The sequence below is a fragment of the Flavobacterium collinsii genome (assembly GCF_902804485.1).
In the GTDB taxonomy this organism is placed as follows: domain Bacteria; phylum Bacteroidota; class Bacteroidia; order Flavobacteriales; family Flavobacteriaceae; genus Flavobacterium; species Flavobacterium collinsii.
Genome location: NZ_CADCST010000048.1, coordinates 1 through 24,357 on the forward strand (window position 1 = coordinate 1; position 24,357 = coordinate 24,357).

The window sequence follows — 24,357 nt, forward strand, 5'->3', positions numbered from 1 at the left end:
CGTTCTAAAGTGGAATCTTGACTATTATTTCTCATCGCAACAAAATTTATTAAAGTTAAATTTTGTTACCGAAATATCTAACCTTTACAGAAATGACAACTTTGGGACAAGCCTTTGTCAGACCAAACGAAGTCAAAGCTTTGTCCGGCTGAGCGAAGTCGAAGTCCCCCGTTCCAATTGGTGCGCCCTTCGAATCCGCTCAGGGCGACAAAACAAAACAAAACAAAACAAAACAAAACAAAAGAAAGGCTGTCAGTTACGACAGCCTTTCTCATTTTAATCATTCAGTTTCCAGATATGGATTTAAAATTTCTGCTAATTCATTCAGCCAGTAAAAGCCGTTTTCAAGGCTTGTTTTGTCTGTCTCGAATGTTTCGCATTCTCTCATCATACTTAAAGCAAGCAGATAATTTACTTTTCGAATTGTCTTTGCCATAAATTCAGGATCTACTGATTTGCTGAAAAAATCAATCAATTTCAATTCTGTCTCTTTCGAAAGGGTGTTTGTACTCATAATCTTAACTTTTAGGGAAATATAAAACCCGCATAGCTAAGGTGTCCTACGCTGTTAAGAAAGCGTTACGGTCGTTTCCAATTCCGCCACCATACTACACGGGCAAATTTTTTTCTAAATTCATAATCTTAACTATTAGGACCGTAAAGATACCTAAAAGTTTTAAATAAGTAAGAATTTTCAATCAATAATTTGAATACAAACCCGTATGATTTAACTGTCCTACGCCACAAAAAGCATTGCAGTTGTTTCCAACACCACCAGCATACCATACCGGGTATAAGTTATTTTTGATGTTCCTTCAGCTTCAAAACGACAAACTTAACAAAAATATTCAGATGAAAATAATTGTCCTAGCCCCGATAGAAGTGGAAATCCTTTTGTGGCGGGGTTCGCCACAAAAGATTGGAACGAATAGCGGGATTAGCTCCTGAAAGAAAATTTGATCAAGACCAAAATAGCACTTCACACCTGAAATCTACTTTTTAGCCGATAAATACACCCCAATCAGGATTATAAAAGCGCCAAAAAACTGAATCGGTGTAAGCATTTCATTATCCAACAGTCCCCAGAAAAATGCCACGATTGGAATTAAATATGTTACTGACGTTGCAAATACAGGCGATGACATTTGTATTAATTTAAAAAACAAAACATTGGCGATTCCGGTTCCCAGAACCCCTAAAATCATCACAAACAAAATAGAATGCTGCGTCGTTTCAAGACTTATTCTTTGAGGAAAATCGGTTGTACTTAAAATAAGCAAAGCCGGAACAAGCAACACCGCAAAATTTCCTGTCGTGATACTCAGCGAATTTAAATCGGATAGGTATTTCTTAATCAAATTTACATTTATCGCATAACTAAGCGTTGCAATAACGACCAGAATAACATAATAATAATTTTGCCCAGGATGTGAAGATGCCCCACTTAAAACCAACAATAAACACCCAACCAAACCAACAAAAACGCCGAGAACCTGCCTTTTTTGAAATTGGATTCCAAAAATAAGCACACCTAAAACCAATGTATTTAAAGGCGTAAGCGAATTCATAATGGCCACGATCGAACTGTCGACTTCCGTTTCGGCAATTGCAAAAAGAAATGCTGGTATAAAGGTCCCAAAGAAAGAAGTTATGGCAACAAATTTCCATTGACGACGCGAAATTTTCTTCAAACTCTTAAAGCCAACAATCAGCAAAAACAAAGCTGCAAATATAATTCGGAACGAACCCACCTGAATCGCTGTCAATCCCACCAAACCTCTTTTGATGAGAATAAAAGAACTTCCCCAGATTAGCGAGAGTACCAATAAATAAGCCCACTTTAATTGTTTTGCGTCCATAAATCGTATTTTACTGCAAATTTGTAATAATTTTACGAATTGACCTCTTCCTTTTTACTAATTTTGCAAAGAACATTATTCGCAAATTAAAATCTTATAATATGAAATTCACAAAAATCATCGCCGCTATCGCCATCGCAGGTTTAGTAATGGTAAGCTGCAAAAAAGAAGAAGATAAAAATCTGGCCAATATAAAATCGGAGAACACAGCTCCTAAAGAACACAAAGCAATTGCTGCCGAAAATGTACAGACTTCAAGTTTTAAAATCGAAGGAATGACTTGTGCAATGGGATGTGCCAAAACAATCGAAAAAGAATTATCCAATCTTGACGGTGTAGAAAAAGCAACCGTTGATTTTGAGAAAAAAACAGCAACTGTGGTATTTGACAAAACAGTTCAAAACCAGGAAAATTTAACCAAAACAGTTCAGGCAACCGGAGACGGCAAAACGTATAAAGTTTTAGATATCAAATCGTAATTTGACGACTGTTCAGTTCTAAAAAGACTGACCAAAAAAATAAATCTTTAAACAGTAGTAAACTAAGGCTTGCTACTGTTTTTTTTTATAAATCATTTCAATACAGCCATAAGAAACAATGGAACTTAAATTTAGCCACATAGACATTTTAGTTAACGATCTGCAATTGGCATGCGACTATTATGCAAAGATCCTCGGAGCAACAATCTCGAAAAAATTCACCTGGGAGAGAGGCGAGTTACACGTTACCTACACTGTTGTAAAAATAGGCGAGGAACGATTTATGCTGGTGCAGCCTTTTTCCGGAAATCTAAAGAATCTAATAGACTCAAAGGGCGAAGGAACAATTTACCGTCATTGTTATTCTACCCCCGACATCGAAGCTGCTTTTGACGAATTGATCAATTCAGGCGTGCAGCCAGAGGACGAAAACGGAAATGCACTGTCACGAGAAAGTCTTAACTCTCCAAGCGGCGTTAAAATCCTCTGGCTTCCGAAACGTTTTGGCGAATTCTCGATTGAAATCCTTGAAGAAGCAGGACTTCAACAGTTTATGAATGAGGCTTTTTCTGCTCCCTGATTTGTAAATAATAAAATTCGCTGCTCTGAAAGAGCCTTAACAATAGGATAGTGCAACGCACTATATGGATTATAATAATTATTTTTTCGCCCTGAAAGGGCAAAAGCCTAAGCTCAAAGGAAAATACCTATTCAAGTCTGGCATACCATTTTTTTAAGCGAGCCGATTTTGAGTAGAATCAATATCACGTAAACCCGCTCTTGCCCTTTCAGGGCAATACCCCGTTTATTTAGTCCATAGTGCGTTGCACTATGCTCATTTTTCTTTTGGGCTTTCAGCCCGCTTAATCCGCAATTTTTATACCTGATCGTAAATTTTCTGATTCCACAGATTTTCAGACTGACCCAAAATTCGGTCTTTACAAACCTAAAAAGGCTTTCAAATAAAACGCCCCCAAACAGTGTCTAACTTTTTGGGGGCAGTATAAAATTGAGTGTATCTTTTATTTCCACTTTAATGTTTCCATCAATCGCTGCATATCATTTCTGATGTAACTTGCAGCCGGCATAACCGAATCAAAGTTAGGTTTAGCATAAAAATAAACCGATCCTGTGATAAAATGTTTTGTACTGTCGGTCACGTAAAATTGTGAGTTTGTAGCGGCGTTTCCATCTACTCGATAAAACATACCGTATACCTTTTTTTCAGGGTTTAAATAAGGCTGTTCTAAGATATCATCGGCTTTAATAACATGTTCATAGGTTAGCTTTTGGGCATCTTTAAGCAATTTTTCAATATCGTCATGAACCGGCTTGTAAGTCAGATAAATTGTAGCTTTCATCTTTGGATAGGTAATCGCAAATCCGCAATTTTTCTCTCCTTTGATTACGGCCGCTTCATTCATTTCAAAAGTAAACGGGCAACTATTTTCAAAACCTACATATTTTGCCTCAGGATAATCCAGACGAAGGAAACTTGCGGGCTTTGGCACCACATCATCTTTACAGCTTATAACCGTCAATGCCAGTAAAATTGTTGCTATCGAAATTGTCTTTTTTAGCATTCTTAATCTATTGTTACTTTTATTTGTTTTACACGTTTCTTATCCACAGTTTCTATAGTAAAAATGCAGTTTTCAAACGCTATTTTTTGATCTTTTTTAGGGAAGTTACCCAGAATTTCTAAAATAAACCCTGCCAGTGTCTCGGCCTCACCTTTACTAGATTCAAAGATTTCTTCGTTAACATCTACGATTCTGTAAAAATCCTTGAGATTTATTTTTCCTTCAAAAAGAAAATTCTTTTCATCAATCTGAGAAAAATTGAGATTCTCATCGTCAAATTCGTCACTAATATCTCCTACAATCTCCTCGATAACATCTTCCAGCGAAACCAATCCTGATGTTCCTCCATATTCATCAACTACGATCGCCAAATGGCTTTTAAGGCTCTGAAAATCTTTCAGCAAATTATCCAGTTTCTTATTCTCCGGGACAAAAAATGCTTCTCTGATTAATGACGTCCAGTCAAATTCTTCTTTATCGATATGAGGCAGTAAATCTTTCACAAACAAAACGCCTTCTATCTGATCAATATTGTCACGATATACCGGAATTCTCGAAAATCCTTTTTCAATAATTTTTGGACAAATCCCCGCAAACGATTCGGACATTTCTAATGCAAAAATATCAATCCTCGGACTCATTACCTGTTTTGTGTCGGTATTACCAAAAGACACTATGCCTTCCAGTATCTTTTGCTCTTCGCTTGATGTACCTTCAGAATCTGTCAATTCTAAGGCTTGTGAAAGCTGATTGATAGAGAAATTATTTTTTTGTTTTCCCAATTTATTGTGCAAATATAACGTAACGCTACGCATAGGCAAACTGATTGGCGATAGTAATTTATCCAAAACCAGCAACGGATAAGCCATCCGTTTCGCAAATTTTACATTGTTACGGCTCGCATAAACTTTAGGAAGTATTTCTCCAAACAGCAAGATCAGGGAAGTAACCAGTATGATCTCGAGAATAAACTTAAGGATTGGCGAATCTATATCGGCAAAAATACTCTGCCCTGTATACGAGAACAAAATAACGACTCCAATATTAAAAAAGTTATTGGCTACTAATAAGGTCGCTAAAAGTTTCTTGGGTTTATCTAAAAGATTGGAAATAATCTTTCCTTTCGACTGATTTTCCTGTAATGTGTCGTCAATGTCTTTTTGAGACAAAGAGAAAAGTGCCACTTCGGCACCTGAAACTATTGCCGATAAAAACAGCAAAACAAATATTCCGACAAAACCAATTATCAAATTGATGTCTAGTGTCGTATTAAAAAACAAACTGGGCTCCGGGTCCAAATTAAAAAAGATTAGTTAAACAATCAAAAAGGCAAATCATTAATAGGTAAGCCTTCGTTCGCAGCGTCAAAGTTAGTGTTTTTTGCCGGTTCTGTATCGGGATTAGGTTTATGATTTCCGGTTTCTTTTTTGGTAGTCAAGAAAGTAAACTCTGTAACCTGAATTTCTGTAGTGTATTTTGTAGTACCGTCCTCGGCTTGCCATTGACGTGATTTTATACGTCCTTCGATATAAATCTTGTCTCCTTTCGACAAGTATTTCTCGCAAATTTCGGCCGCTTTATTGCGTACAACCAAGTTGTGCCATTCTGTTGACGTTATTTTTTCATTGGTTGTTTTATTGATATAAACCTCATTTGTAGCCAACTGAAAACGTCCAATGCAATTTCCTCCATCAAAATAATGCATTTTTACATCATCACCTAAATGGCCAATTAACATCACTTTGTTTAATGTTCCGTTCATAATTTATTAGTGGTATTTATCCCAAAGATACATTTTTTTAGCAAATTATTTCCTGCTTTTCGATAAAATTATAAATCACAATTGGAAAAGGAAAACTTTTTAATTCATTGACATTCAACCCATTTACTATTACCTCCTTTATTTTAACCTTCCAGAACTGTATGTGTAAATGCTGGTGCGAAAGTTTGTGAATAACGGTGCTCGCCGCATAATCTTCTATACCTATTATTGTATATGATGAAAAAACACTGTCTTTAACAGCTCTTGAAACCACATCAAAGTCTACAATTTCAGTAGTTTCCAAAAGTGGAAACTCATATAAGTTATGCCATATTCCTTTTTCCGTTCTTTTCTGAATTAAAGTATTCCCTAAAACGTCTTCTAGAATCAGATAATTAAAGAAACGATTTGTTACTTTAATTTTCTTAGACTTAACCGGCAAAACAGCGACCTTTTTCTTTTGTAATGCTGCACAGCTATCATTAAAGTCACAAATGGTACAATCCGGACTTTTAGGCACACATTGTAAAGCCCCAAACTCCATTATCGCCTGATTGAAAACAGCAGGATTGTCTTTTGGCATTAATTCATTTGCCAATTCTGTGAATTCTTTTTTAGTTGCCGGTGCAGCAATATCCGATTCGATATCAAAATAACGGGAAAGTACTCTAAATACATTTCCATCAACAACAGGAACAGCTTCATTGTAAGAAAAAGAAGCGATTGCCGCAGCTGTATATTCGCCAACTCCTTTTAATTTTAAAAGTTCATTATAATTAGGAGGGAAAATTCCGTTTAGTTCATTTGCGACATATTGAGCTGTTTTATGTAAATTTCGGGCACGAGAATAATAACCTAATCCCTGCCAAAGTTTCAAAACCTGTTCTTCTGAAGCATTTGCTAAATCATATACAGTAGGAAATTCCTTCGTAAATGCAAAAAAATATGGAGTTCCTTGCGCAACTCGCGTCTGTTGCAACATAATTTCTGAGAGCCAAATATGGTATGGATTGGTCGTTTTTCGCCATGGCAAATCACGTTTGTTTTGTAAATACCATTTTATCAATATGTTAGAAAAATTCATTGCAAAATACTTAGAATACAAAAGTAAATGTTTATGTAATTAAAATTTAACGATTTAGCTTGATTAATTATTTTTTTAATTCCTATATTTGCAAACTCAAAAAAATAGTACACCATTTATAAAATAAAATAGGAAAGAAAATGACGAAAGCAGATATCGTAGCGAAAATTTCAGAGAAACTAGGTCTTGAAAAAGGAGATGTTCAAGCAACAGTAGAAACTTTTATGGAAGAAGTTAAAACTTCACTAGAAACTGGAGACAATGTTTACCTAAGAGGTTTTGGAAGTTTTATCGTAAAAACCAGAGCTGAAAAGACTGGTAGAAACATTTCTAAGAATACAACTATCAAGATTCCAGCACACAACATTCCTGCGTTTAAACCTGCAAAAGTTTTTGTAGAAGGAGTAAAAACAAATAACGAAGCAAAATAATACTATTAATTAATTATAAAATCGACACGATATGCCAAGTGGTAAAAAAAGAAAGAGACATAAGGTAGCTACTCACAAACGTAAAAAAAGAGCGAGAGCTAACCGTCACAAGAAGAAAAAGTAGTTTTAAACTACTTTTTTCTTTTTAAACGTTCATTGAAATTGAAAAAAGACGAAAGAGAAAAGAAAATAGAATATAGACGTAAAAATCTATCTTCTATACTCTGTTCTCTATTAATCTTCTTTTCCCCGGGTTCAATACCTGTTAAAAATATTGTTTAATCCATCTGTAAATAAGATTTTAGATCTTAGATTTTAGATTTTAGACTTTTCTTAAAGCCTATGCTCTTTTCTCTATACTCTATTTTCTGAAAAAACAGATAAAAATTTACAGTGTGAATAAAGAATTAATCATTAGATCTAGTTCTGAAGCCGTAGATTTTGCCTTATTAAAAGATGGAAAACTAATTGAATTACACAAAGAAGAAGAGAAAAGCAATTTTCAGGTTGGTGATATTTTTATCGCCAAGATACGAAAACCAGTTGCTGGACTTAATGCTGCTTTTGTAAATGTAGGCTTCGAAAAAGATGCCTTTTTACATTATCACGATTTAGGACCTAACTTAGCTTCTCAACTGAAATTCATAAAACTTGTAAGCGCAGGTAAAATAAAAGATTTCTCCCTAAAAACCTTTCAGTTTGAAAAAGAGATTGACAAAGATGGCATCATTACTGATATTTTAAGTGCCAATCAATCTGTTTTAGTTCAAGTTGTAAAAGAACCTATATCTACCAAAGGTCCAAGAATAAGCGCTGAGCTTTCATTGGCAGGAAGATTTATTGTTCTCGTTCCGTTTTCTGACCGTGTTTCTATTTCTCAAAAAATAGAAGACAAAAAAGAAAAGGATCGTCTAAAAAAACTTGTTCTATCGATCAAACCTAAAGGATTTGGTGTTATTGTTCGCACAGTAGCCGAAGGCAAAAACGTAGCCGAATTAGAAAAAGATTTGCAGAACCTGCTTGGCAGATGGACTGCAATGTGTAAAAAATTACCAACTGCTCATCATCCCTCAAAAGTATTAGGAGAACTCAACAGAGCTTCTTCAATATTAAGAGATGTATTCAATGATACCTTTAGTGGTATTCAAATAGATGACGAAGAGTTGTACCATCAAACGAAGGAATATCTGCAAGAAATTGCACCTTCAAAACAATCGATTGTTAAGTTTTATCAATCAAATGACACTCCAATTTTTGAGAAATACAATATAGAGAGACAAATCAAAACTTCATTTGGAAGAACCGTCTCCATGAGTAAAGGTGCTTATCTTATCATCGAACACACTGAAGCTCTTCACGTCATAGACGTAAACAGCGGAAACCGTTCGAATAAAGCAACCAACCAGGAAGACACTGCCATGGAAGTGAATATGATTGCTGCCGCCGAAATTGCCCGACAACTTCGTTTGCGTGATATGGGTGGAATAATCGTAGTTGATTTTATCGATATGTCTAATCCTGAAAACAGGAAGGTTTTGTTCGACTTCTTGCGAGAAGAAATGAGCGACGATAAAGCAAAGCATAAAATCTTACCGCCTAGTAAATTTGGTTTAGTTCAAATTACCAGACAACGCGTAAGACCAGAAGTTAATATTAAAACTAGAGAAGAAGATCCAAACAATGAACATGGCGAAATTGAAGCGCCAATTTTAATCATTGATAAAATCTCATCTGATTTAGATAGAATCTTAAAAACCCACAAGGGTGTTGTACTTAATGTACATCCGTTTGTGGCTGCATACCTCAGCAAAGGTTTTCCATCATTACGTTCAAAATGGTTTTTTGAACATAAGAAATGGGTGAAAATCATACCTCGTGACGCTTACACGTACTTAGAATACCATTTCTATGATAAAAAAGGAAATGTTATTTCAGAATAAAAATCAAAACCGCCTTTCGAAAGACTGGCGGTTTTTTTATGCCTTTTTTTTCGCCACAAATTACACGAATTAACACGAATTCATTATTGCAATAATTCGTGAATTTGTGGTGAATGATTTTATTTAGGAGCAATTTCCAGCTATCCGCTTGTATCTTTTCCTGTCTAAAGAAGCCAGAAAAAGGATACCGCTCCTATCTGGGCTACGAACTCGTTTTCACAAGAAGTTTTTCTGTCATTCCGAAAACAAATAACAAACGGTTTGGAATTTGGAATTTTAAAAATTGGAATTTCCCCTCCCCCTTACTCTCTCACAATCTCAATTTTTCGTCTAATTTCATTTCCGGAAGCATCTACCACTGTAATATAATGCGTTCCCGAAGTTGGCGTAACCGGTAATTCGTGAAAGGTTTTTGTGGTTGCTTTATAAACGTCATCCACGTACCAAAAGAGCTCTTTATCCCGCTCAGAATAGGCTACTTTTAGAATGACAGGCTGGACTTCACTATTAAAATTCTTCGTTAAATAAATTTTACTATTCGTTTTTGGATAAATAAAATCCATTGTTACTGCCTGTGTACCCTGACAGCCTTCTTTAAACGGAGGCAAAGGCAGGTATTCAATATGCTGACTTTTGTAATACCATGCCATAACCGGAGGTAAAACAAACCAGTTTTTAGTCACTATATTGTCAATACTTTCACAACTGCTGTTCACCTGAAATTGTTCGGTTCTATCCAAATGTATAGTCTTATGGTACGGACAAACACCTGTCGATTTTCCTTTTTTAGGAACCCATTGTTTGATTTTTGGACAACCATCTTTGGCCAAGTAGCCACTCAAACGACACACCTCAACTTCCTCTAAATCCTTATATGGCGTTTGAAACCATTTTTGTCTCGGCAATAAATTAAAAACATCAAATAAAACTGGCGCAGCACTTGTAACTCCTGTTAAAGTAGGCCTGCCCTCACCTGTTGCATTCCCAACCCAGATGCCTACCACATATTTTGAATTGGTACCAATTGCCCACGCATCACGATTACCAAAACTGGTTCCGGTTTTCCAGGCAATTTTAAGAGAGCTGTCGTAAAACTTCCAGGCTTCATCTCCTTCCGGCCTGTTGACCTCTTCCATGGCATTGTAAGCCGCCCAAATTGATCCGGCACCCAAGATGTTCTTCTGATCGCTTTCTGAGCCAAAATCGGGCTCAAAACTGCTCTTATAATTTAACTCCGTAAATTCATTCGTTCGGTATTGTGCCTGATTCTTAACATAATAATTTAAGGTAGAGGACAGATTTGCATACGTTCGGCATAAATCCCACAAATTACTTTCGGCTCCACCCAGAATAAGCGATAACCCGTAATGATCGGGTGTTTTATTAATGTCCCGCAATTTAAACTTTTGCAATTCCTCATAAAATTTATTCACGCCAAACTCCTGCAGCATCAAAACCGACGGGATATTGAGGGAACGTGACAAAGCCCGATGTGCCGGAACTGCTCCGTCAAAGGTCAGATTGAAATTTTGCGGAGTATAACCTGCAATCTGCGTTGGAATGTCAGCAACCAAAGTATTCGGCAGTAATTCACCATCGTCCAGCATTCCGGCATACAAAAGAGGTTTCAGAATACTCCCCGTACTTCTGGGTACATCGATAATGTCAACATCTTTTTGATGATCTTTATCGGTTGGAGCATTGCCCACGTAACTGATTACATTTCGATTGGAAACATCAATTACCAGAATAGCCAGATTGTGCACTTCATTCTGCTTGTATTGATTGTAATAGTATCTGGCAATTTGATTGACTCTGTTTTGCAGCGCATAATCAATCGTAGTTTTTACCCTTGTTCCTTCCTGATCTTTAGCGGTTCTTTGCAATAAATGAGGTGCTATCTGAGGCAAATCATACGGTTTTTGAGGCAAAGGTTCCTCAACTGCAAGTTCATAAGTCTGCTTGTCAATTACACCTTCCTGATGCAGTTTAAGCAAAAGTCGATTTCGCTTGTTTAATAATTTGATTTGATTTTTTCCAGGATAAATCAGACTCGGTGCATTGGGTAAAACTGCAAGTGTAGCATTTTCTGCCCACGACAATTGATTGGACTGCACGCCAAAATAACGCCACGACGCCATTTCGAGCCCGACAACATTTCCTCCAAACGGAGCATGAGCAGCATACAACTCAAGAATTTCATTCTTAGAGTACCCCAATTCCAATCGCGTTGCGAGTATTATTTCGATCAATTTTTCAAAATAAGTTCTTCCCTTTCCTTTTCGAGACAATCGGATCACCTGCTGTGTCAGTGTACTTCCGCCGCGAACTACTTTTCCTGCTTTTCGGTTTTGCTTGATCGCATTTACCATCGCAACCGGATTAAAACCAGGATGTTTATAGAAGTACTCGTCTTCAAAATATACAATGCATTTCTTGAATTTATCGGGTACGCTGTCCTGTGCCGGAAAACGCCATTGTCCGTCAAGGGCAATTTTAGCGCCAAGCAATTCTCCTTCTTTACTTTCGATAACCGTCGAGTACGGCTCTTTAAACAACGTTCGGGGAATGGAAAAATAATAAATCAGCAAGAGCAGAAATGCAATTGCTGATTTTATTTTATTCTTTTTGATCCAGTTTATAATGCGCTGTAAAAACGCTTTTAATTTATTTTTCAACGTAATATTTATTTAACCGCGAAAGTGCTAAGTTATTCGCTAAGTCTACAAAGATTTTTTGCTCGCAGATTCCGCAGATTTGCTTCGCCTGTTCGCTATCGCTCGGGTGGCAGATTTTTTTTATCTGCTTCATCTGTAAAATCTGCGTGAAACTATATTTTACTACAAAGTACGCAAAGTTTATTAGCAACAGATTATACAGATTAACACCAATTTTTTCGCCACGAATTCTCGAATTAATTTATAATAATTTAGATTCGTGACGCAAAACCTATGGCCTATAATTTATTTTACAACCTCAACCCAGAATCCTTTTGTTCTGGCCAGGAATGTATTGTCGTACATGGCTTCACACTGCAATCCCGGTAAATAATAATTTCCTAAATAGGATGCGTTTAACAAAATTCGGAATACTTTGGTTTCTCTGGACTTTAATCCAAAATAGAAATTGGTTCTGTCGTCACGAATATCAATATAATCAGCAATATTATTGGTTGCGTCACCGTAGTCTGTGAAACGGGTATTAACGATTTCGAATCCTGAAGGTAAAATTTGCGACAGTGCCACATTCTGAACGCTTTCATTTCTTTGGTTTCTAACCGTAACTTCTGCAACAAACTCGGTTCCCTGACTGATTTTTGAAACATTAATAACACTTCCTTTTCTGTTTTTGAAAACAATATTCGCAGACACATCACTCTGAACTGCATTTTCCTGTCCTATTGGCAATATTCCGGTATTTAAAACACGAACATAAACGGTATTGTTTTTAAGATTCTTCAAAACAACGCTATTTACACCTGTCTGAACGACTAAACTTCTGTCTGCGATAGTTTTTTGCGTACTAATAGTTTCACCTTTTCCGTTTTTACTAAACTGAAGATTGATTCCTTTTGGTCCGTTGCCTGTCGCAAATTTAGACATAGCATACAGGCAGTAAGCAGTTGTTTGTGTGCTCATCCATTGGTTGGTTGACATTTCTTTAGCCAGTTTTGAAGCCATAGTGAATGCTTTTTGTTTTTGTCCTAAAAGCAGCATCGTTTCTAAGGCCATTGCTCTGTTTCTTTCGCTTGAACCATAGTAGTAATAATTATACTCACTGGATTCATTGTCGATACTGGTACGTAATAATAAATTTTGTCCGGCTGATTTTTGCCCGGCCAAAACATACGCAGCAGCAAGTCGAAGCTTACTTTCGTTTGAAATCCCTTTTGTTTCACGCAACCTGTTCATCGAAGACAAATCGGCATTGCCCGCCAGCGCCAGCGTATACAATCTATAGGCCTGAGCAAGATCATTACCATACTTCACTTCAAAACGCCATTGTTTGGCTTCTTTTTGCTGGTATGAAATCCATTTTGATTTGAAATTAATAGGTAAAACATACCCTTTTTTCTCTGCTTCAATCAGGAAATGTCCGGCATATGAAGATCCCCAATCATCGGCAGTTGTATTTCCCTGCCAATACGACAAGCCACCGGACGGCAATTGGAAACTTCCTAATTTGGCAATCCCGGCTGTTATATTTTTCTGAATGATTCCTTTTCGGGTATTGTCCACATCGACAATATCACTTAAAAACAACTGTGGAAAAACAGACGAAGTAGTTTGCTCTACACAGCCATGAGGATACTGAATAAGGTATTGCAGTCTTCCATTCAAATTGATGGTTGGCATTGACGAAACTTCCAATCTGGCTTTATTACTTCCCGAAACTCCAAAGGTTTTCCATGTAATTGTTTTGGTACTGTTTGGAGGTAAAACAACATCGGTATAGGTATTGGTAACCGGATTAGGATTCGTCATATCGATTTCTACATCATAAACCGATCTCTCTTTTCCTGAGATCGCAATTACCTGAACTTTAGCAATTCCGGTAGCAGAACCTACTACGAGATTAAAATACGCCATTTTTTCATCAGGCTGTGCAAAATTCAGGCTTTGGATGGCACTTCCCATTACTTTTAATCCGTTGCTCGTTCTAAGTTGAAGGGTTACTTTTTTAATATTCTTTTCGGTCGCAAAAACGGTAACCGGAAGCGTCACTTTTTCTGAAGGTGATATTTTTCTTGGCAACGAAGCCAATACCATCAGCGGACTTTTAACCGGAGTTGCTTTTTCTACACTTCCGTAAGCACTTGTATTGGCATCACCCGCCACAACCATGGTTCGAACAGAACCTATGTATTTGGGTAATTTTAACTGATGTGCTTTTGTTTGGCCTTTTTCTAATTTAAACGGTCCGTAATACAACACTACAGGTTTAAATCGGTTGGCTTTTTTGGCTTTACCGCCTCCTAAATCCTGATCTCCACCAATACTGAAAATCTGATTTATTTTTCCTCCATAGGCCCCAATCACATCGTCATAAATATCCCAGGTTTTAACCCCCAATGCTTCGCGAACATAAAAACTGTCCCAGGCATTTGGTGTCTTAAAACGAGTTAAATCCAAGAGTCCTTCATCTACAACTGCAATCGTATACGTCATTTCTTTGCCTGTTTTCTCTCCAACTTTCACAGTAAAAGTCTGCTCCGGTTTTAAAACATCCGGCATTGAAAGGGTTGGTGCGAGAATGGTATTTTTATCCACCACTTCGATCGGAACGATTCCGTACATACGAATAGGCGAATCGTTTTTAGTCGAAGCGTGTGGCTGTAAAAGTGTGATGTTAAAATATACGTTTGGTGCCATTGCGGCCGTAATTGGAATCTCAACTTTGGTTTCTCCCTGTTTTGTTTTAGCCCAAATGGTCTGTACCACTTTTGATCCGTTTTCAATAGAAATCAAAGCACGACCACCTTCACTTGAAGGGAAAGATATTTGTGCCTTTTCGCCTACCGCATAATTTTTCTTATCGGTAGAAAACACTAACATATTGGCGGTCGACGCATCTCTGTTACGGGTTTTTCCGGACCAGATCGGCCAGTCAATATTTACGGTTAAGCCGGATGCGTGTCCATCAGTATTATCTGCAACACGTATTAAGTAACGCCCCCATTCTTCATCGGTTAAAGAAAACTGAATACTTCCTTTCCCACTGGAATCTGTATTGACCACGAAAGTTTGATATGAAGTTGTAGCATTCGATGAATTATAATTAGAGAGATTATCACTCGAAGCGTCCCACCACCAACGCCACTCTACTTTATATACTTTTACTTCCAGATTTCTAACTGATTTTGGCCTTCCATTTTCATCGACAGTAACAATATCAAAACGATTATTCGTTCTGGTTTCCAGCATTCCATATTTATTAGCTTCCGGCGCCTTTATTCCTACATAGGTTTTGTATGGCGAATAGGTTGTCGAAATAACATCAGTACTAAAATCACCCCCTTCTTCATATACTTTTGTAATAAATGAAGCACGAAGCATTCCGGGAGCCTGTCCCTGTAATTTTGGCTGAATATTGACCGAAGCTCTTCCATTCTCGTTTAATTTTCCGGAGAAAACATTGATTTCTTCCGTGCTGAACTGGCGTACCAGATCGTCAAAATTAAATTTCTCATACCCTTTAAAAGTGGTGGTTTGCTGCGAAAATTTAGCCTGCATTTCTACATTCAGATTTTTTGCAATAGCACCATGAAGCCAGGTCACTTCAAGATTGCTGGTATTAGGATAAGATGACGATAGCGTTTTTCTTGAGAAAGTATTTTTAATTTTTAAGCGATTTGGTTTGATCGTTTCAATTTTAATGCTTTTGTAAAACTTAGCACCTCCCACACTTATCATTGCTTCCCAGTTTCCGGTTGGCGCATCGGCACTTGTTGGAACGATAAAACTATAATGATTCAACTCATTTGTTTTCTGAATGGTCTGATAGGTCGTTTTACCATTCGGATCGTTCAGTCGCAATTTAATTGGGTGCGATTTTGGAAGTTTATTCGAAGCATCATTCAAGATAAAGGACAAATACACATTATCTCCCGGACGCCAAACGCCACGCTCGCCATAAATAAAACCTTTTAAGCCTTTTTGCAAAGTCTCGCCTGCAACATCAAAATTACTTACTGACAACGAATATCCGTCGTCCAGCTTCACATACGTCGATTGATCTCCTAAAGTAACGATAGCAAAATAAGCAAATTTATTGAGCTGAAACGAAGCAATTCCTTCGCTGCTTGTTGCAGAAGTCGCTATTTTTTGCTGTTGAAAGGTGTACAGATCCACTCTCGCATTTGAAACCGGCTCTGTGGTTACAATATTATTGACTGCAAAGAGATATGATTTATTTTCGCCTCTTTTGGCTATAACCCCCAAATCAGTTGCTAAGATATTTGTCGCAATTCTGGCATTATAGTAATACGATCCTGAGCAAGGATCCTGACTTTCTCTCCAGTCATAATCGTCGTAATAGTAATCATCGTACGAATTTCCACTGTAGTTTACATCGTCTTCATCTACCTCCTCTTCTTCTTCTCCTTCAGAATCTCCTGTAGACGTTTCACATTTGTACAGCGAATATTTCTTTTTGTAAACAAATTCTACACGATAAATAGCACCCGGTTCCGGTGTAATTATTTTAGACAAGTCCAGGGCAAATGTGTTCCACTTAGCAGGATTTATCAATTTGCTTTCGACTAAATTAAGTGTGGTTTTCGCTACCGGCTGTGCCACTTTCTTGAGGTTCTGACTTCCGTTTAACTCATTGTACTGAAGAAACTGAAGAATGTTATTTTTGTAAATTTTATACACTTTTACATCAACAGCGCTTAAATTGACCGCTTCAAAATTCAATTTCAAATTATTTGAACTTGGCAGAATCGTACCGTTTTTTACAAATCTAACGTTCGGTTTTATCTGGTCAAAAGTGATTTTTTCAGTATAATTTGCGTCCATCTTTTTACCGTACTGACTTTCAATCCCCTGAAAAACTTCAAGCAACAACTCCCCCGATAAAACCGGCTCCGGTTCCTGAGTCTCCTCCTCGTTCTGAACGACCACTACAGCACTATCCGTTACAGTTGCTGTAGAATCAACAACGACCGTCGCAGAATCAACAGCTATGGCTGCACTTTCTTCTACCTGTACAGGTACTTCCTTTTTCGCCGGAGCTGTATTACTAAAATACACTTTAAGCACATTTCCCTGCGTCGAAAATTTCAGATTGTTGGTATTCTGAATCGAAACCAATCCTTTGAAATCCTGTCCTTTTTCTAAGGGTTCCGAAAAATTAATTAAAATCGACTGATTGCTTCCTTCGGGAATATCAACTTTTACAATTTTAAACTCTTTTAAACCCGTAACGGCATAATCCAATTGCCCTTTCTGGTCGATATCAAAATCACCGCCATCGTATGCAATTTCCAGATTCGAAGCTTCTAAATAGCGTTGAATACTGTCAATTCTAAAATTGAATTCTTTGGCTGAACCTGTTTTTTTCTCGAATTTAATTTTAAGATCACTCCCATTCTGACGGGCCGTAATTATTTTTTTAGCCGTTTCGATATCCATATTGTCTGCCGTTTTTAAAACGCAGTTCAGATATTGGTAATCTTTGCTGTACGACTGAACATCCATCGTATTGATGGTAAAGTCTTGCTTGATTGTTTTGACTGTAAAGTTGAATTTCGAAAGTGTTCCCTCCTTCTCTTTCGGAATAGTGATGAGTTTGTCTAAGTTTAAGGTCACCTGATATTCTGTTCCTGCCTCTAATTTTTTCTCTGGAATAAAAGCAATTGTATTGGTCGAAAGTGCCACTACTTTCCCGCGTACATTTGGCGAGATATCAAATAAATCGTCGTCTAATTCCTGATTGACTTTCCATTCTTTTTTATCAAAAGCCAAAACGACTCTAATGTCAGATTCCGAAGAGACGATGCCTCCCGTAAAACTGACAATGTACTCTTTGAATAATGAAAAATCGGAATTGAAATCGGCAGCTGATTTTCTGCCGCAGGATTGAAAAATAAAAAACACAAAAAACGCGAGAAATAGTCCTTTTACTTTCACTTTAATTTAGAATTACAGGTTTATGAATTTGGAAATTGACAGCATGTTTTAGCTTTAACCGCTATATGATTAACTAGTGGTTTGTCAATTATATTGCATAAATATAACGTATTTTTCTAAATCTTTTAAGAGGAAAATTCTCCAGCATCAAATATTTAAATGCTCCGGAAAACAAAAGTGGTTTTTAGCGCTTTCAGCAGCTATTTTCTATTCTTTTCTTACCAAAAGAAAACATTTCATCAAACAGCAGTTTTTTATAATTCTTCCCCAAGCTTAGACAATACTTTATCCAAGGCTATAAAATGTTCCTTTGTGTTTGCTGCATAAAAAAGCTGATTAGTATCCTGCAATACAATTACATCATCATCATAATTACCATAAAAACTTATCCCTCCAAGCCATTGTTTAAAAGAAACCCCTTTATTTTTGTAGCTTGCACGAATAAAATTTAATTCCGCCTGTTCTAATTCGTAAAATGTATTCCCGGGGAACCGCAATGCAAAACCCGCCTGAAGAAAAGCCATTGCAGTAAAAAAATCACTTAACGTTTCCGTTTCCAGATTCCAATTTTTCTCATCTTCACTCATGTATACAGGAGGATCAGATTTTAACAAATCATCTTTGCGAATTCCCCAAACACAAGCCTTTTGATTTTCAGAATAAAATATCAAATAATCATCATGTTTATAATATTGAAAACGCTCCGGTACGACTAATAAATCCTGTGTATGGTTTAGGTTTTGAACTTTCCCTAATTCCCTATAATAGTCAACAAATACCTGAGGAAGTTCTTCAAAGATGTTTTTAACGACATTCATTTCACTCACTGTAAAACCATTAGATTCAGTGATGTGATATAGTTTTTTTATTGTTGAGAAATTGGTCATACTTTAAAGTAATTATTTCCTTCTCTCCACAAAAAAGCGTTTCATTAGATCGGCAGCTTCATTGGCCATGATACCAGAAACAACAGTCGTTTTTGGATGTAGTTTGGTTCCCATGGTCATAAAACCACGTTGTTCATCACGGGCACCAAAAACAATTTTAGAAATCTGACTCCAATATAAAGCTCCCGCACACATTTGGCAAGGCTCGAGAGTGACATATAAAGTACAGTCTTTGAGATATTTTCCACCTAAAAAGTTAGCCGCAGCAGTTATGGCCTGCATTTCGGCATGAGCTGTAACATCGTTAAGCAGTTCGGTTAAATTGTGACTTCTAGCAATGATTTTATCTGCAACCACAATGATTGCACCAACAGGAATTTCGCCTTTATCAAAAGCCATTTCAGCTTCCTGCAAAGCTTTTTTCATAAAATATTCGTCGGTGAAGGGATTTATCATAAGTGCAAAAATAAAGCTTTTGAAATAATTTCCCCTGACCTAAAATCAAGAAAGTAGCAATCAAACCTTATCTTTTTCCAATAAAGTTTAATTCAATAAAATTAATCACCTCAGAAATGGTGCTTATTTAAAGCTATTAATAGCGTTAATTACCTCATTTCTATAAAAGCCCTGTATTAAAGTTTACGTTAAACATTCAAGAAACAATAATTAAATTTAAAACCGTAAATTTGCTTTTTACCTTACAATGAAAAGTAACTTACTCTCCAACATTCACAATCCCTCTGATTTACGCTTGTTACCCGAAGCGCAACTTACTCAGGTTGCTCAGGAATTACGCGATTTTATTATTGACGTTGTTTCGGTCAAGGAAGGCCATTTAGGATCCAGTCTGGGCGTAATCGAATTGACTATAGCACTGCATTATGTATTTAATACTCCCGACGATTTATTGGTTTGGGACGTTGGTCACCAAGCTTACGGTCATAAAATTTTGACGGAGAGAAGAGAAATTTTTCATACCAACAGGCAACTAGAAGGTATTTCCGGTTTTCCAAAAAGAAGCGAAAGTGTTTACGACACATTTGGCGTGGGACACTCCTCAACTTCTATTTCGGCAGCTCTTGGAATGGCCATCGCCTCAAAACTAAAGGGAGATTTCGACAAACAGCATGTTGCCGTGATTGGCGACGCGTCGATTGCTTCAGGAATGGCTTTTGAAGGTTTAAACCATGCCGGTGTTACAGATGCTAATCTTTTAGTGATTTTAAACGATAATGCGATCGGAATTGATCCGAGTGTTGGCGCTTTGAAAAAGTATTTAACAGCCGTTAAAAACGGAAAAAACCCGAAGCAAAATAACATCATCAAATCGTTAAACTTTGATTATTCGGGTCCGATTGACGGTCATGATCTTCCTGCATTAATCAAAGAGCTCAATCGCTTAAAGAAAATAAAAGGTCCAAAATTTCTACATATTGTTACCACAAAAGGAAAAGGTTTACAGCAGGCTGAAGAAAATCAGGTAAAATATCATGCTCCGGGAAAATTTGATGCTTCAACCGGAGAACTTTATTCTAAATCAGAAGAAAACTTACCCCCTAAATATCAGGACGTTTTTGGTCTGACGATTTTAGATTTAGCCAAAAAGAACGAAAAAATCATCGGGATTACTCCTGCGATGCCATCCGGAAGTTCGCTTAAATTTATGATGGACGAGATTCCGGAACGTGCTTTTGATGTGGGAATAGCAGAACAACATGCCGTAACACTTGCTGCAGGGATGGTCACACAGGGTATGATTGTTTATTGCAATATCTATTCGACTTTTTTACAGCGTGCCTACGATCAGGTCATTCACGATGTTGCATTACAAAACTTACCTGTTATTTTTTGTTTGGATCGAGCAGGCTTAGTTGGTGAAGATGGCGCGACACATCACGGTGTTTTTGACATTGCTTATTTACGCGCTATTCCAAACATGATTATTTATGCTCCCCTCAATGAAATTGCTTTGCAAAATATTTTATATACTGCTCAATTAGGATTAAATCATCCCATTGCAATTCGATATCCAAGAGGTCGAGGCGTTTTACCAAATTGGGAAGTAGAAAATTTCGGACATTACGAAAAAATTGAAATTGGCGCGGCAACCTGTTTAAAAAAAGGATCAAAAACAGCCGTTTTATCCACTGGAACAATTGGAAATAATGTGATCGCAGCACTAAACGAATGCCTCATTTCCGAAACAATTGCCCACTACGATTTCCCCTTCATCAAACCACTAGATATCAATGTTTTAAATAATATTTTGTCCGGTTTTAAGAGGATAATTACGATCGAAGATGGCACTATAAACGGTGGTTTTGGAAGTGCAATTTTAGAGTTTGCAGCCTCTAATAATTTTAAAAACACCATCGAGGTTTTAGGTGTTCCAGACAGGTTTATAGAGCACGGAACTGTAAATCAGTTACAACAATTGTGCAAAATTGACGTTAAAAGTTTGATAAATCTTTTTTCAAACGACACAAAATAATTATTTTGCGCTGTCAAAAAATAAAAAATCCCAATGAAATTATTGCGTTCTACTCTTTTGCTTCTGTTGCTTTTGTGTACTTCAAATAACTTTGCCCAAATCATCCAAACGACCTTAGATCCGGGCGAATTACCTGAGCCACCGTCAAACTGGACAAAAAAAAATCAGCTGGGCTTTGACATTTCCGAAATTGCTTTTGTAAACTGGAGTGCAGGGGGGACAAGTTCGATTTCAGGACTTTTTAAAGGCGAATTTAACCGAACTTACGTTAAAGGAAATCACAAATGGGCGAATGAACTTATTATAAAATACGGTTTAAACCAGCAAGACGGTACCGAACTCCGAAAAACCGATGATGCTTTTTTATTCAACTCGACTTACGGTTTTAGAAAAGATACGATCTCTAATTGGTATTACTCGGCAAAATTCAACTTCAATACTCAATTTACTGATGGATACAATTACCCAAATAAAGATGTTGCGATCTCTAAACCTTTTGCACCTGCCTATGTCTTTCTTGGAGCAGGAGCTGAAAACTCAAATAAAAAGAAAAACAGAACGCTTTATTTCTCTCCAATAACCTTAAAAACTACTTTGGTTCTGGATCAATATTTGGCAAATCAAGGGGCATTTGGTGTCCGAAAAGCTACTTATATGGTGGACCCTATGGATCCAAATTCTAAGATTTTAATTGAAAACGGACAAAAAGTTAAAGCCGAATTTGGTATTCTGCTTACCGGATACATGAAAAGCGAGATTTACAAAAATATCTTTTACGAAAACAGACTGAGTTTGTATACTGATTATCTTAACAAATTTGGAAACGTTGACATCGATTATGATACTCGTCTGGATCTTGTAGTAAATGCTTATGTAAAAGCTAATATTGGTGTACACTTGGTTTATGACGACGACATCAAAACCAAAAAAGATGTGGTTGACCCTACTACCGGAGCAACTTCACAGGTTAACAATGGACCAAGAGCTCAGCTAAGACAAGTTTTAGGCGTGGGTCTCGTGTATGCTTTTCAATAGATTATTAACCTGTTGAGGGTAATTCATTTTAACACATAGTGACGTTAGGTTCTATTTGTTAAATCATTTTCTTGCTAATTAAGCATATTATTTATTTTTTCTTCCATTGATTGTTTCAAACAATTCAAGGGCATTCCCATCTGTCAATAAAGAAACGTAGTGACAAATATGCAGCAAACGTTCATATAAATTGGTTTTCTCTAAATGGTGTTTTTCAGGCAGCATTTTCAAAATCAGTTTGTCATAATTTGAAGCCGTTCCTTCGTATTTGTTGTTAAAAGCCACGATAAACTTGTCCAGCAAGGTCTGAATAATCTGATATCCTACAATTTCTTTTTCAACAACTTCACGGCTTTGATAGATTTTATCGACACTTAGTTTGATAATATCATCCATTTGTGCTTTATATTTACTTTTATCGGTTAAAGCAAAAGGAAATTTACCTTCCAGAATAGCCTCTTCATTTTCAACAAAAACATTTACAGCGTCATTAATCAATGTTCCGATAGCCAAAGCACGTAAATAACTAATTCGGTCTTCTTTTGTTGTTAAAGTCTTGTATTTGGCGACTCCGATATTGTCTTTTACCAATTTGATTAAATATTCCAGTGCATAATCCTCCGAAACTAATCCCAGATTTATTCCATCTTCAAAATCGATAATCGTATAACAAATGTCATCAGCCGCTTCGACTAAATAGGCCAAAGGATGTCTTTCGAAACCAATATCCTCTCCGGATTTATTGACAATCATGCCCATATCTTTAGCAACTTCTTCAAAAAATGATTTGTCGGTCTGAAAGAAACCGTATTTTTTATCGGCGATATTCTGTGTTGGTTTTTTAGGTAAACTTTCTTTCGGATATTTCATAAAAGCCCCCAGCGTAGCATAGGAAATTCGAAGTCCGCCTTCAATCCCAGGACGGCTTGCCGTAAGAACTGAAAAACCGTTGGCATTACCTTCAAAATCAATTAAATCCTGCCATTGTTTTGCCGTTAACTGATCTTTGTATTTCAATCCGTTTCCTATCGAAAAATACTCCCCAATTGCTTTTTCTCCTGAATGCCCAAAAGGAGGATTCCCAATATCATGTGCCAGAGAAGCCGCAGCCACAATGGCTCCAAAATCATTCATGTGGTATCCGTGAACTTCTTTTAAATGTGGATATTTTTCAATTATTTTTTTTCCTACCAAACGCCCCAGAGAACGCCCTACAACCGAAACCTCTAAACTGTGTGTTAATCTGGTATGTACAAAATCTGTTTTTGAAAGCGGAATTACCTGAGTTTTATCCTGTAAAGAGCGAAAAGCCGCCGAAAATATAATTCGGTCATAATCAACCTCAAATCCCAATCGCGTATCATCTTGTTCTGCACGTAATCTCTTGCTAGTGTCGCCTTGGCGCTTGAGTGATAAAAGTTGTTCCCAGTTCATTTTCAATTTTAGATTTCAGATGGTTGATTTTAGACTTTTTGATCTAAACGTCAAAAATACGTTTTATTTTAGGATTTTACCGGGACAAAAATATACTTGTAAAACAAAATTGCATTTTGAATATCATAAGTCAATTCCAAAATTTCACTAAACACATAGAGACATAGATCTTAGCCGTAAAATAAATAAATATATTTCTTTCACATAGCAGCTTATGTATCCTTCAAACAAGTGAAACGCCTTTTAATGCAACAAAAACTATGTCTCTATATGTTAAAACAATTTCGCGCAACGAATTTCTATTTTGAATATATTTTGTTTTTTTTGTGCCAACCAGCGGAGTCGAAACTCTTGTAGTTATGATTTTTTTCGACTTCGCTATTGTTGGCATTATTTTTTTTTAGAAGCAGAACATTTTTTTTTTAAAAGACCTTCTCTCCCGCTATCCGTTATATCTTTTATGGCGAACCCCGCCACAAAAGGATATCACTCCTATCGGGGCTAAACGACAAACTTTAATTTTCATAAGCCACTAGTACAAAAAAAAGCGCTCCAATTGGAGCGCTTTCCTATTTAGATCAAGATCTAAAACTAGAATTTTTTAGAAACTCTAATGTTAAATGTTCTATCAAAATTAAAACTACAAGGAAGTAATTTAAACTCCTAAAAAAGAACTAGTTTTATACAATAAATAAATCATTATATTATTTATCTGATATGGAATGGACAGGTACATATT

At 36.7% G+C, this 24,357-nt stretch carries 17 protein-coding genes; 6 read left to right on the plus strand and 11 right to left on the minus strand.

Going from position 1 to position 24,357, the window contains the following annotated elements; translation table 11 throughout:
• Positions 1 to 280: 280 nt before the first annotated feature.
• Entirely contained in the window at positions 281 to 514 is a 234-nt protein-coding gene (locus FLA105534_RS01375) for a hypothetical protein (RefSeq protein ID WP_173964260.1), read from the minus strand.
• A gap of 478 nt (positions 515 to 992) precedes the next feature.
• Positions 993 to 1,859: a DMT family transporter gene (locus FLA105534_RS01380; RefSeq protein ID WP_173964261.1), complete on the minus strand. Its 867-nt coding sequence runs from the start codon at positions 1,857 to 1,859 to the stop codon at positions 993 to 995.
• A 101-nt stretch (positions 1,860 to 1,960) separates the two neighbouring features.
• Between FLA105534_RS01380 and FLA105534_RS01385 the strand changes: the two genes are divergently transcribed.
• Positions 1,961 to 2,338, plus strand: a complete 378-nt coding sequence (locus FLA105534_RS01385) for a heavy-metal-associated domain-containing protein (RefSeq protein WP_173964262.1) — start codon at positions 1,961 to 1,963, stop codon at positions 2,336 to 2,338.
• Positions 2,339 to 2,456: 118 nt separating this feature from the next.
• Complete coding sequence (locus FLA105534_RS01390) at positions 2,457 to 2,918, plus strand: VOC family protein (protein WP_173964263.1); 462 nt, start codon at positions 2,457 to 2,459, stop codon at positions 2,916 to 2,918.
• A gap of 442 nt (positions 2,919 to 3,360) precedes the next feature.
• Here the strand turns inward: FLA105534_RS01390 and gldD are convergent, their stop codons facing one another.
• Genes gldD through mutY form a run of 4 tightly spaced genes read right to left on the minus strand, consistent with a single transcriptional unit; the run spans position 3,361 to position 6,767 of the window.
• A complete protein-coding gene (gene gldD / locus FLA105534_RS01395) occupies positions 3,361 to 3,921 on the minus strand; it encodes a gliding motility lipoprotein GldD (protein WP_173964264.1) in 561 nt (186 codons plus the stop codon).
• A 2-nt stretch (positions 3,922 to 3,923) separates the two neighbouring features.
• Entirely contained in the window at positions 3,924 to 5,219 is a 1,296-nt protein-coding gene (locus FLA105534_RS01400) for a gliding motility-associated protein GldE (RefSeq protein ID WP_173964265.1), read from the minus strand.
• Positions 5,220 to 5,242: 23 nt separating this feature from the next.
• On the minus strand, positions 5,243 to 5,683 hold the full coding sequence (locus FLA105534_RS01405) for a single-stranded DNA-binding protein (protein ID WP_173964266.1): 441 nt from the start codon (positions 5,681 to 5,683) through the stop codon (positions 5,243 to 5,245).
• Positions 5,684 to 5,720: 37 nt separating this feature from the next.
• Positions 5,721 to 6,767, minus strand: coding sequence for an A/G-specific adenine glycosylase (mutY, locus tag FLA105534_RS01410; RefSeq protein WP_173964267.1), 1,047 nt, complete (start codon positions 6,765 to 6,767; stop codon positions 5,721 to 5,723).
• 140 nt (positions 6,768 to 6,907) lie between these two features.
• Between mutY and FLA105534_RS01415 the strand changes: the two genes are divergently transcribed.
• Complete coding sequence (locus FLA105534_RS01415) at positions 6,908 to 7,198, plus strand: HU family DNA-binding protein (RefSeq protein WP_007805026.1); 291 nt, start codon at positions 6,908 to 6,910, stop codon at positions 7,196 to 7,198.
• A gap of 395 nt (positions 7,199 to 7,593) precedes the next feature.
• Positions 7,594 to 9,138: an Rne/Rng family ribonuclease gene (locus FLA105534_RS01420; protein WP_173964268.1), complete on the plus strand. Its 1,545-nt coding sequence runs from the start codon at positions 7,594 to 7,596 to the stop codon at positions 9,136 to 9,138.
• A gap of 302 nt (positions 9,139 to 9,440) precedes the next feature.
• Here the strand turns inward: FLA105534_RS01420 and pbpC are convergent, their stop codons facing one another.
• From pbpC to FLA105534_RS01440, 4 genes are all read right to left on the minus strand, one after another.
• Positions 9,441 to 11,816, minus strand: coding sequence for a penicillin-binding protein 1C (gene pbpC / locus FLA105534_RS01425; protein ID WP_173964269.1), 2,376 nt, complete (start codon positions 11,814 to 11,816; stop codon positions 9,441 to 9,443).
• Between the two features lie 285 nt (positions 11,817 to 12,101).
• A complete protein-coding gene (locus FLA105534_RS01430; RefSeq protein ID WP_173964270.1) occupies positions 12,102 to 17,771 on the minus strand; it encodes an alpha-2-macroglobulin family protein in 5,670 nt (1,889 codons plus the stop codon).
• A 254-nt stretch (positions 17,772 to 18,025) separates the two neighbouring features.
• The gene (locus tag FLA105534_RS01435; RefSeq protein WP_173964271.1) at positions 18,026 to 18,658 is read right to left on the minus strand and encodes a hypothetical protein; all 633 of its coding nucleotides are present in this window, start codon (positions 18,656 to 18,658) and stop codon (positions 18,026 to 18,028) included.
• Between the two features lie 12 nt (positions 18,659 to 18,670).
• The gene (locus FLA105534_RS01440) at positions 18,671 to 19,114 is read right to left on the minus strand and encodes a nucleoside deaminase (protein WP_173964272.1); all 444 of its coding nucleotides are present in this window, start codon (positions 19,112 to 19,114) and stop codon (positions 18,671 to 18,673) included.
• A gap of 247 nt (positions 19,115 to 19,361) precedes the next feature.
• Here FLA105534_RS01440 and FLA105534_RS01445 point away from each other — a divergent pair, with 247 nt between their 5' ends.
• Together FLA105534_RS01445 and FLA105534_RS01450 are read left to right on the plus strand one after the other, a co-directional pair.
• Positions 19,362 to 21,149: a 1-deoxy-D-xylulose-5-phosphate synthase gene (locus tag FLA105534_RS01445; RefSeq protein WP_173964273.1), complete on the plus strand. Its 1,788-nt coding sequence runs from the start codon at positions 19,362 to 19,364 to the stop codon at positions 21,147 to 21,149.
• A gap of 33 nt (positions 21,150 to 21,182) precedes the next feature.
• On the plus strand, positions 21,183 to 22,184 hold the full coding sequence (locus FLA105534_RS01450) for a DUF3078 domain-containing protein (RefSeq protein ID WP_173964274.1): 1,002 nt from the start codon (positions 21,183 to 21,185) through the stop codon (positions 22,182 to 22,184).
• Positions 22,185 to 22,271: 87 nt separating this feature from the next.
• On the opposite strand, the gene FLA105534_RS01455 is transcribed toward FLA105534_RS01450, so the two are convergent.
• Positions 22,272 to 23,618: a deoxyguanosinetriphosphate triphosphohydrolase gene (locus FLA105534_RS01455; protein ID WP_173964275.1), complete on the minus strand. Its 1,347-nt coding sequence runs from the start codon at positions 23,616 to 23,618 to the stop codon at positions 22,272 to 22,274.
• Between the last annotated feature and the right edge of the window lie 739 nt (positions 23,619 to 24,357).

What these genes read in the sequence shown, in the direction of transcription:
- FLA105534_RS01375 (WP_173964260.1), bottom strand. Translation starts at nt 514, where the DNA reads ATGAGTACAAACACCCTTTCGAAAGAGACAGAATTGAAATTGATTGAT.
- FLA105534_RS01380 (WP_173964261.1), bottom strand. Translation starts at nt 1,859, where the DNA reads ATGGACGCAAAACAATTAAAGTGGGCTTATTTATTGGTACTCTCGCTA.
- FLA105534_RS01385 (WP_173964262.1), top strand. Translation starts at nt 1,961, where the DNA reads ATGAAATTCACAAAAATCATCGCCGCTATCGCCATCGCAGGTTTAGTA.
- FLA105534_RS01390 (WP_173964263.1), top strand. Translation starts at nt 2,457, where the DNA reads ATGGAACTTAAATTTAGCCACATAGACATTTTAGTTAACGATCTGCAA.
- gldD (WP_173964264.1), bottom strand. Translation starts at nt 3,921, where the DNA reads ATGCTAAAAAAGACAATTTCGATAGCAACAATTTTACTGGCATTGACG.
- FLA105534_RS01405 (WP_173964266.1), bottom strand. Translation starts at nt 5,683, where the DNA reads ATGAACGGAACATTAAACAAAGTGATGTTAATTGGCCATTTAGGTGAT.
- mutY (WP_173964267.1), bottom strand. Translation starts at nt 6,767, where the DNA reads ATGAATTTTTCTAACATATTGATAAAATGGTATTTACAAAACAAACGT.
- FLA105534_RS01415 (WP_007805026.1), top strand. Translation starts at nt 6,908, where the DNA reads ATGACGAAAGCAGATATCGTAGCGAAAATTTCAGAGAAACTAGGTCTT.
- FLA105534_RS01435 (WP_173964271.1), bottom strand. Translation starts at nt 18,658, where the DNA reads ATGACCAATTTCTCAACAATAAAAAAACTATATCACATCACTGAATCT.
- FLA105534_RS01440 (WP_173964272.1), bottom strand. Translation starts at nt 19,114, where the DNA reads ATGATAAATCCCTTCACCGACGAATATTTTATGAAAAAAGCTTTGCAG.
- FLA105534_RS01445 (WP_173964273.1), top strand. Translation starts at nt 19,362, where the DNA reads ATGAAAAGTAACTTACTCTCCAACATTCACAATCCCTCTGATTTACGC.
- FLA105534_RS01450 (WP_173964274.1), top strand. Translation starts at nt 21,183, where the DNA reads ATGAAATTATTGCGTTCTACTCTTTTGCTTCTGTTGCTTTTGTGTACT.
- FLA105534_RS01455 (WP_173964275.1), bottom strand. Translation starts at nt 23,618, where the DNA reads ATGAACTGGGAACAACTTTTATCACTCAAGCGCCAAGGCGACACTAGC.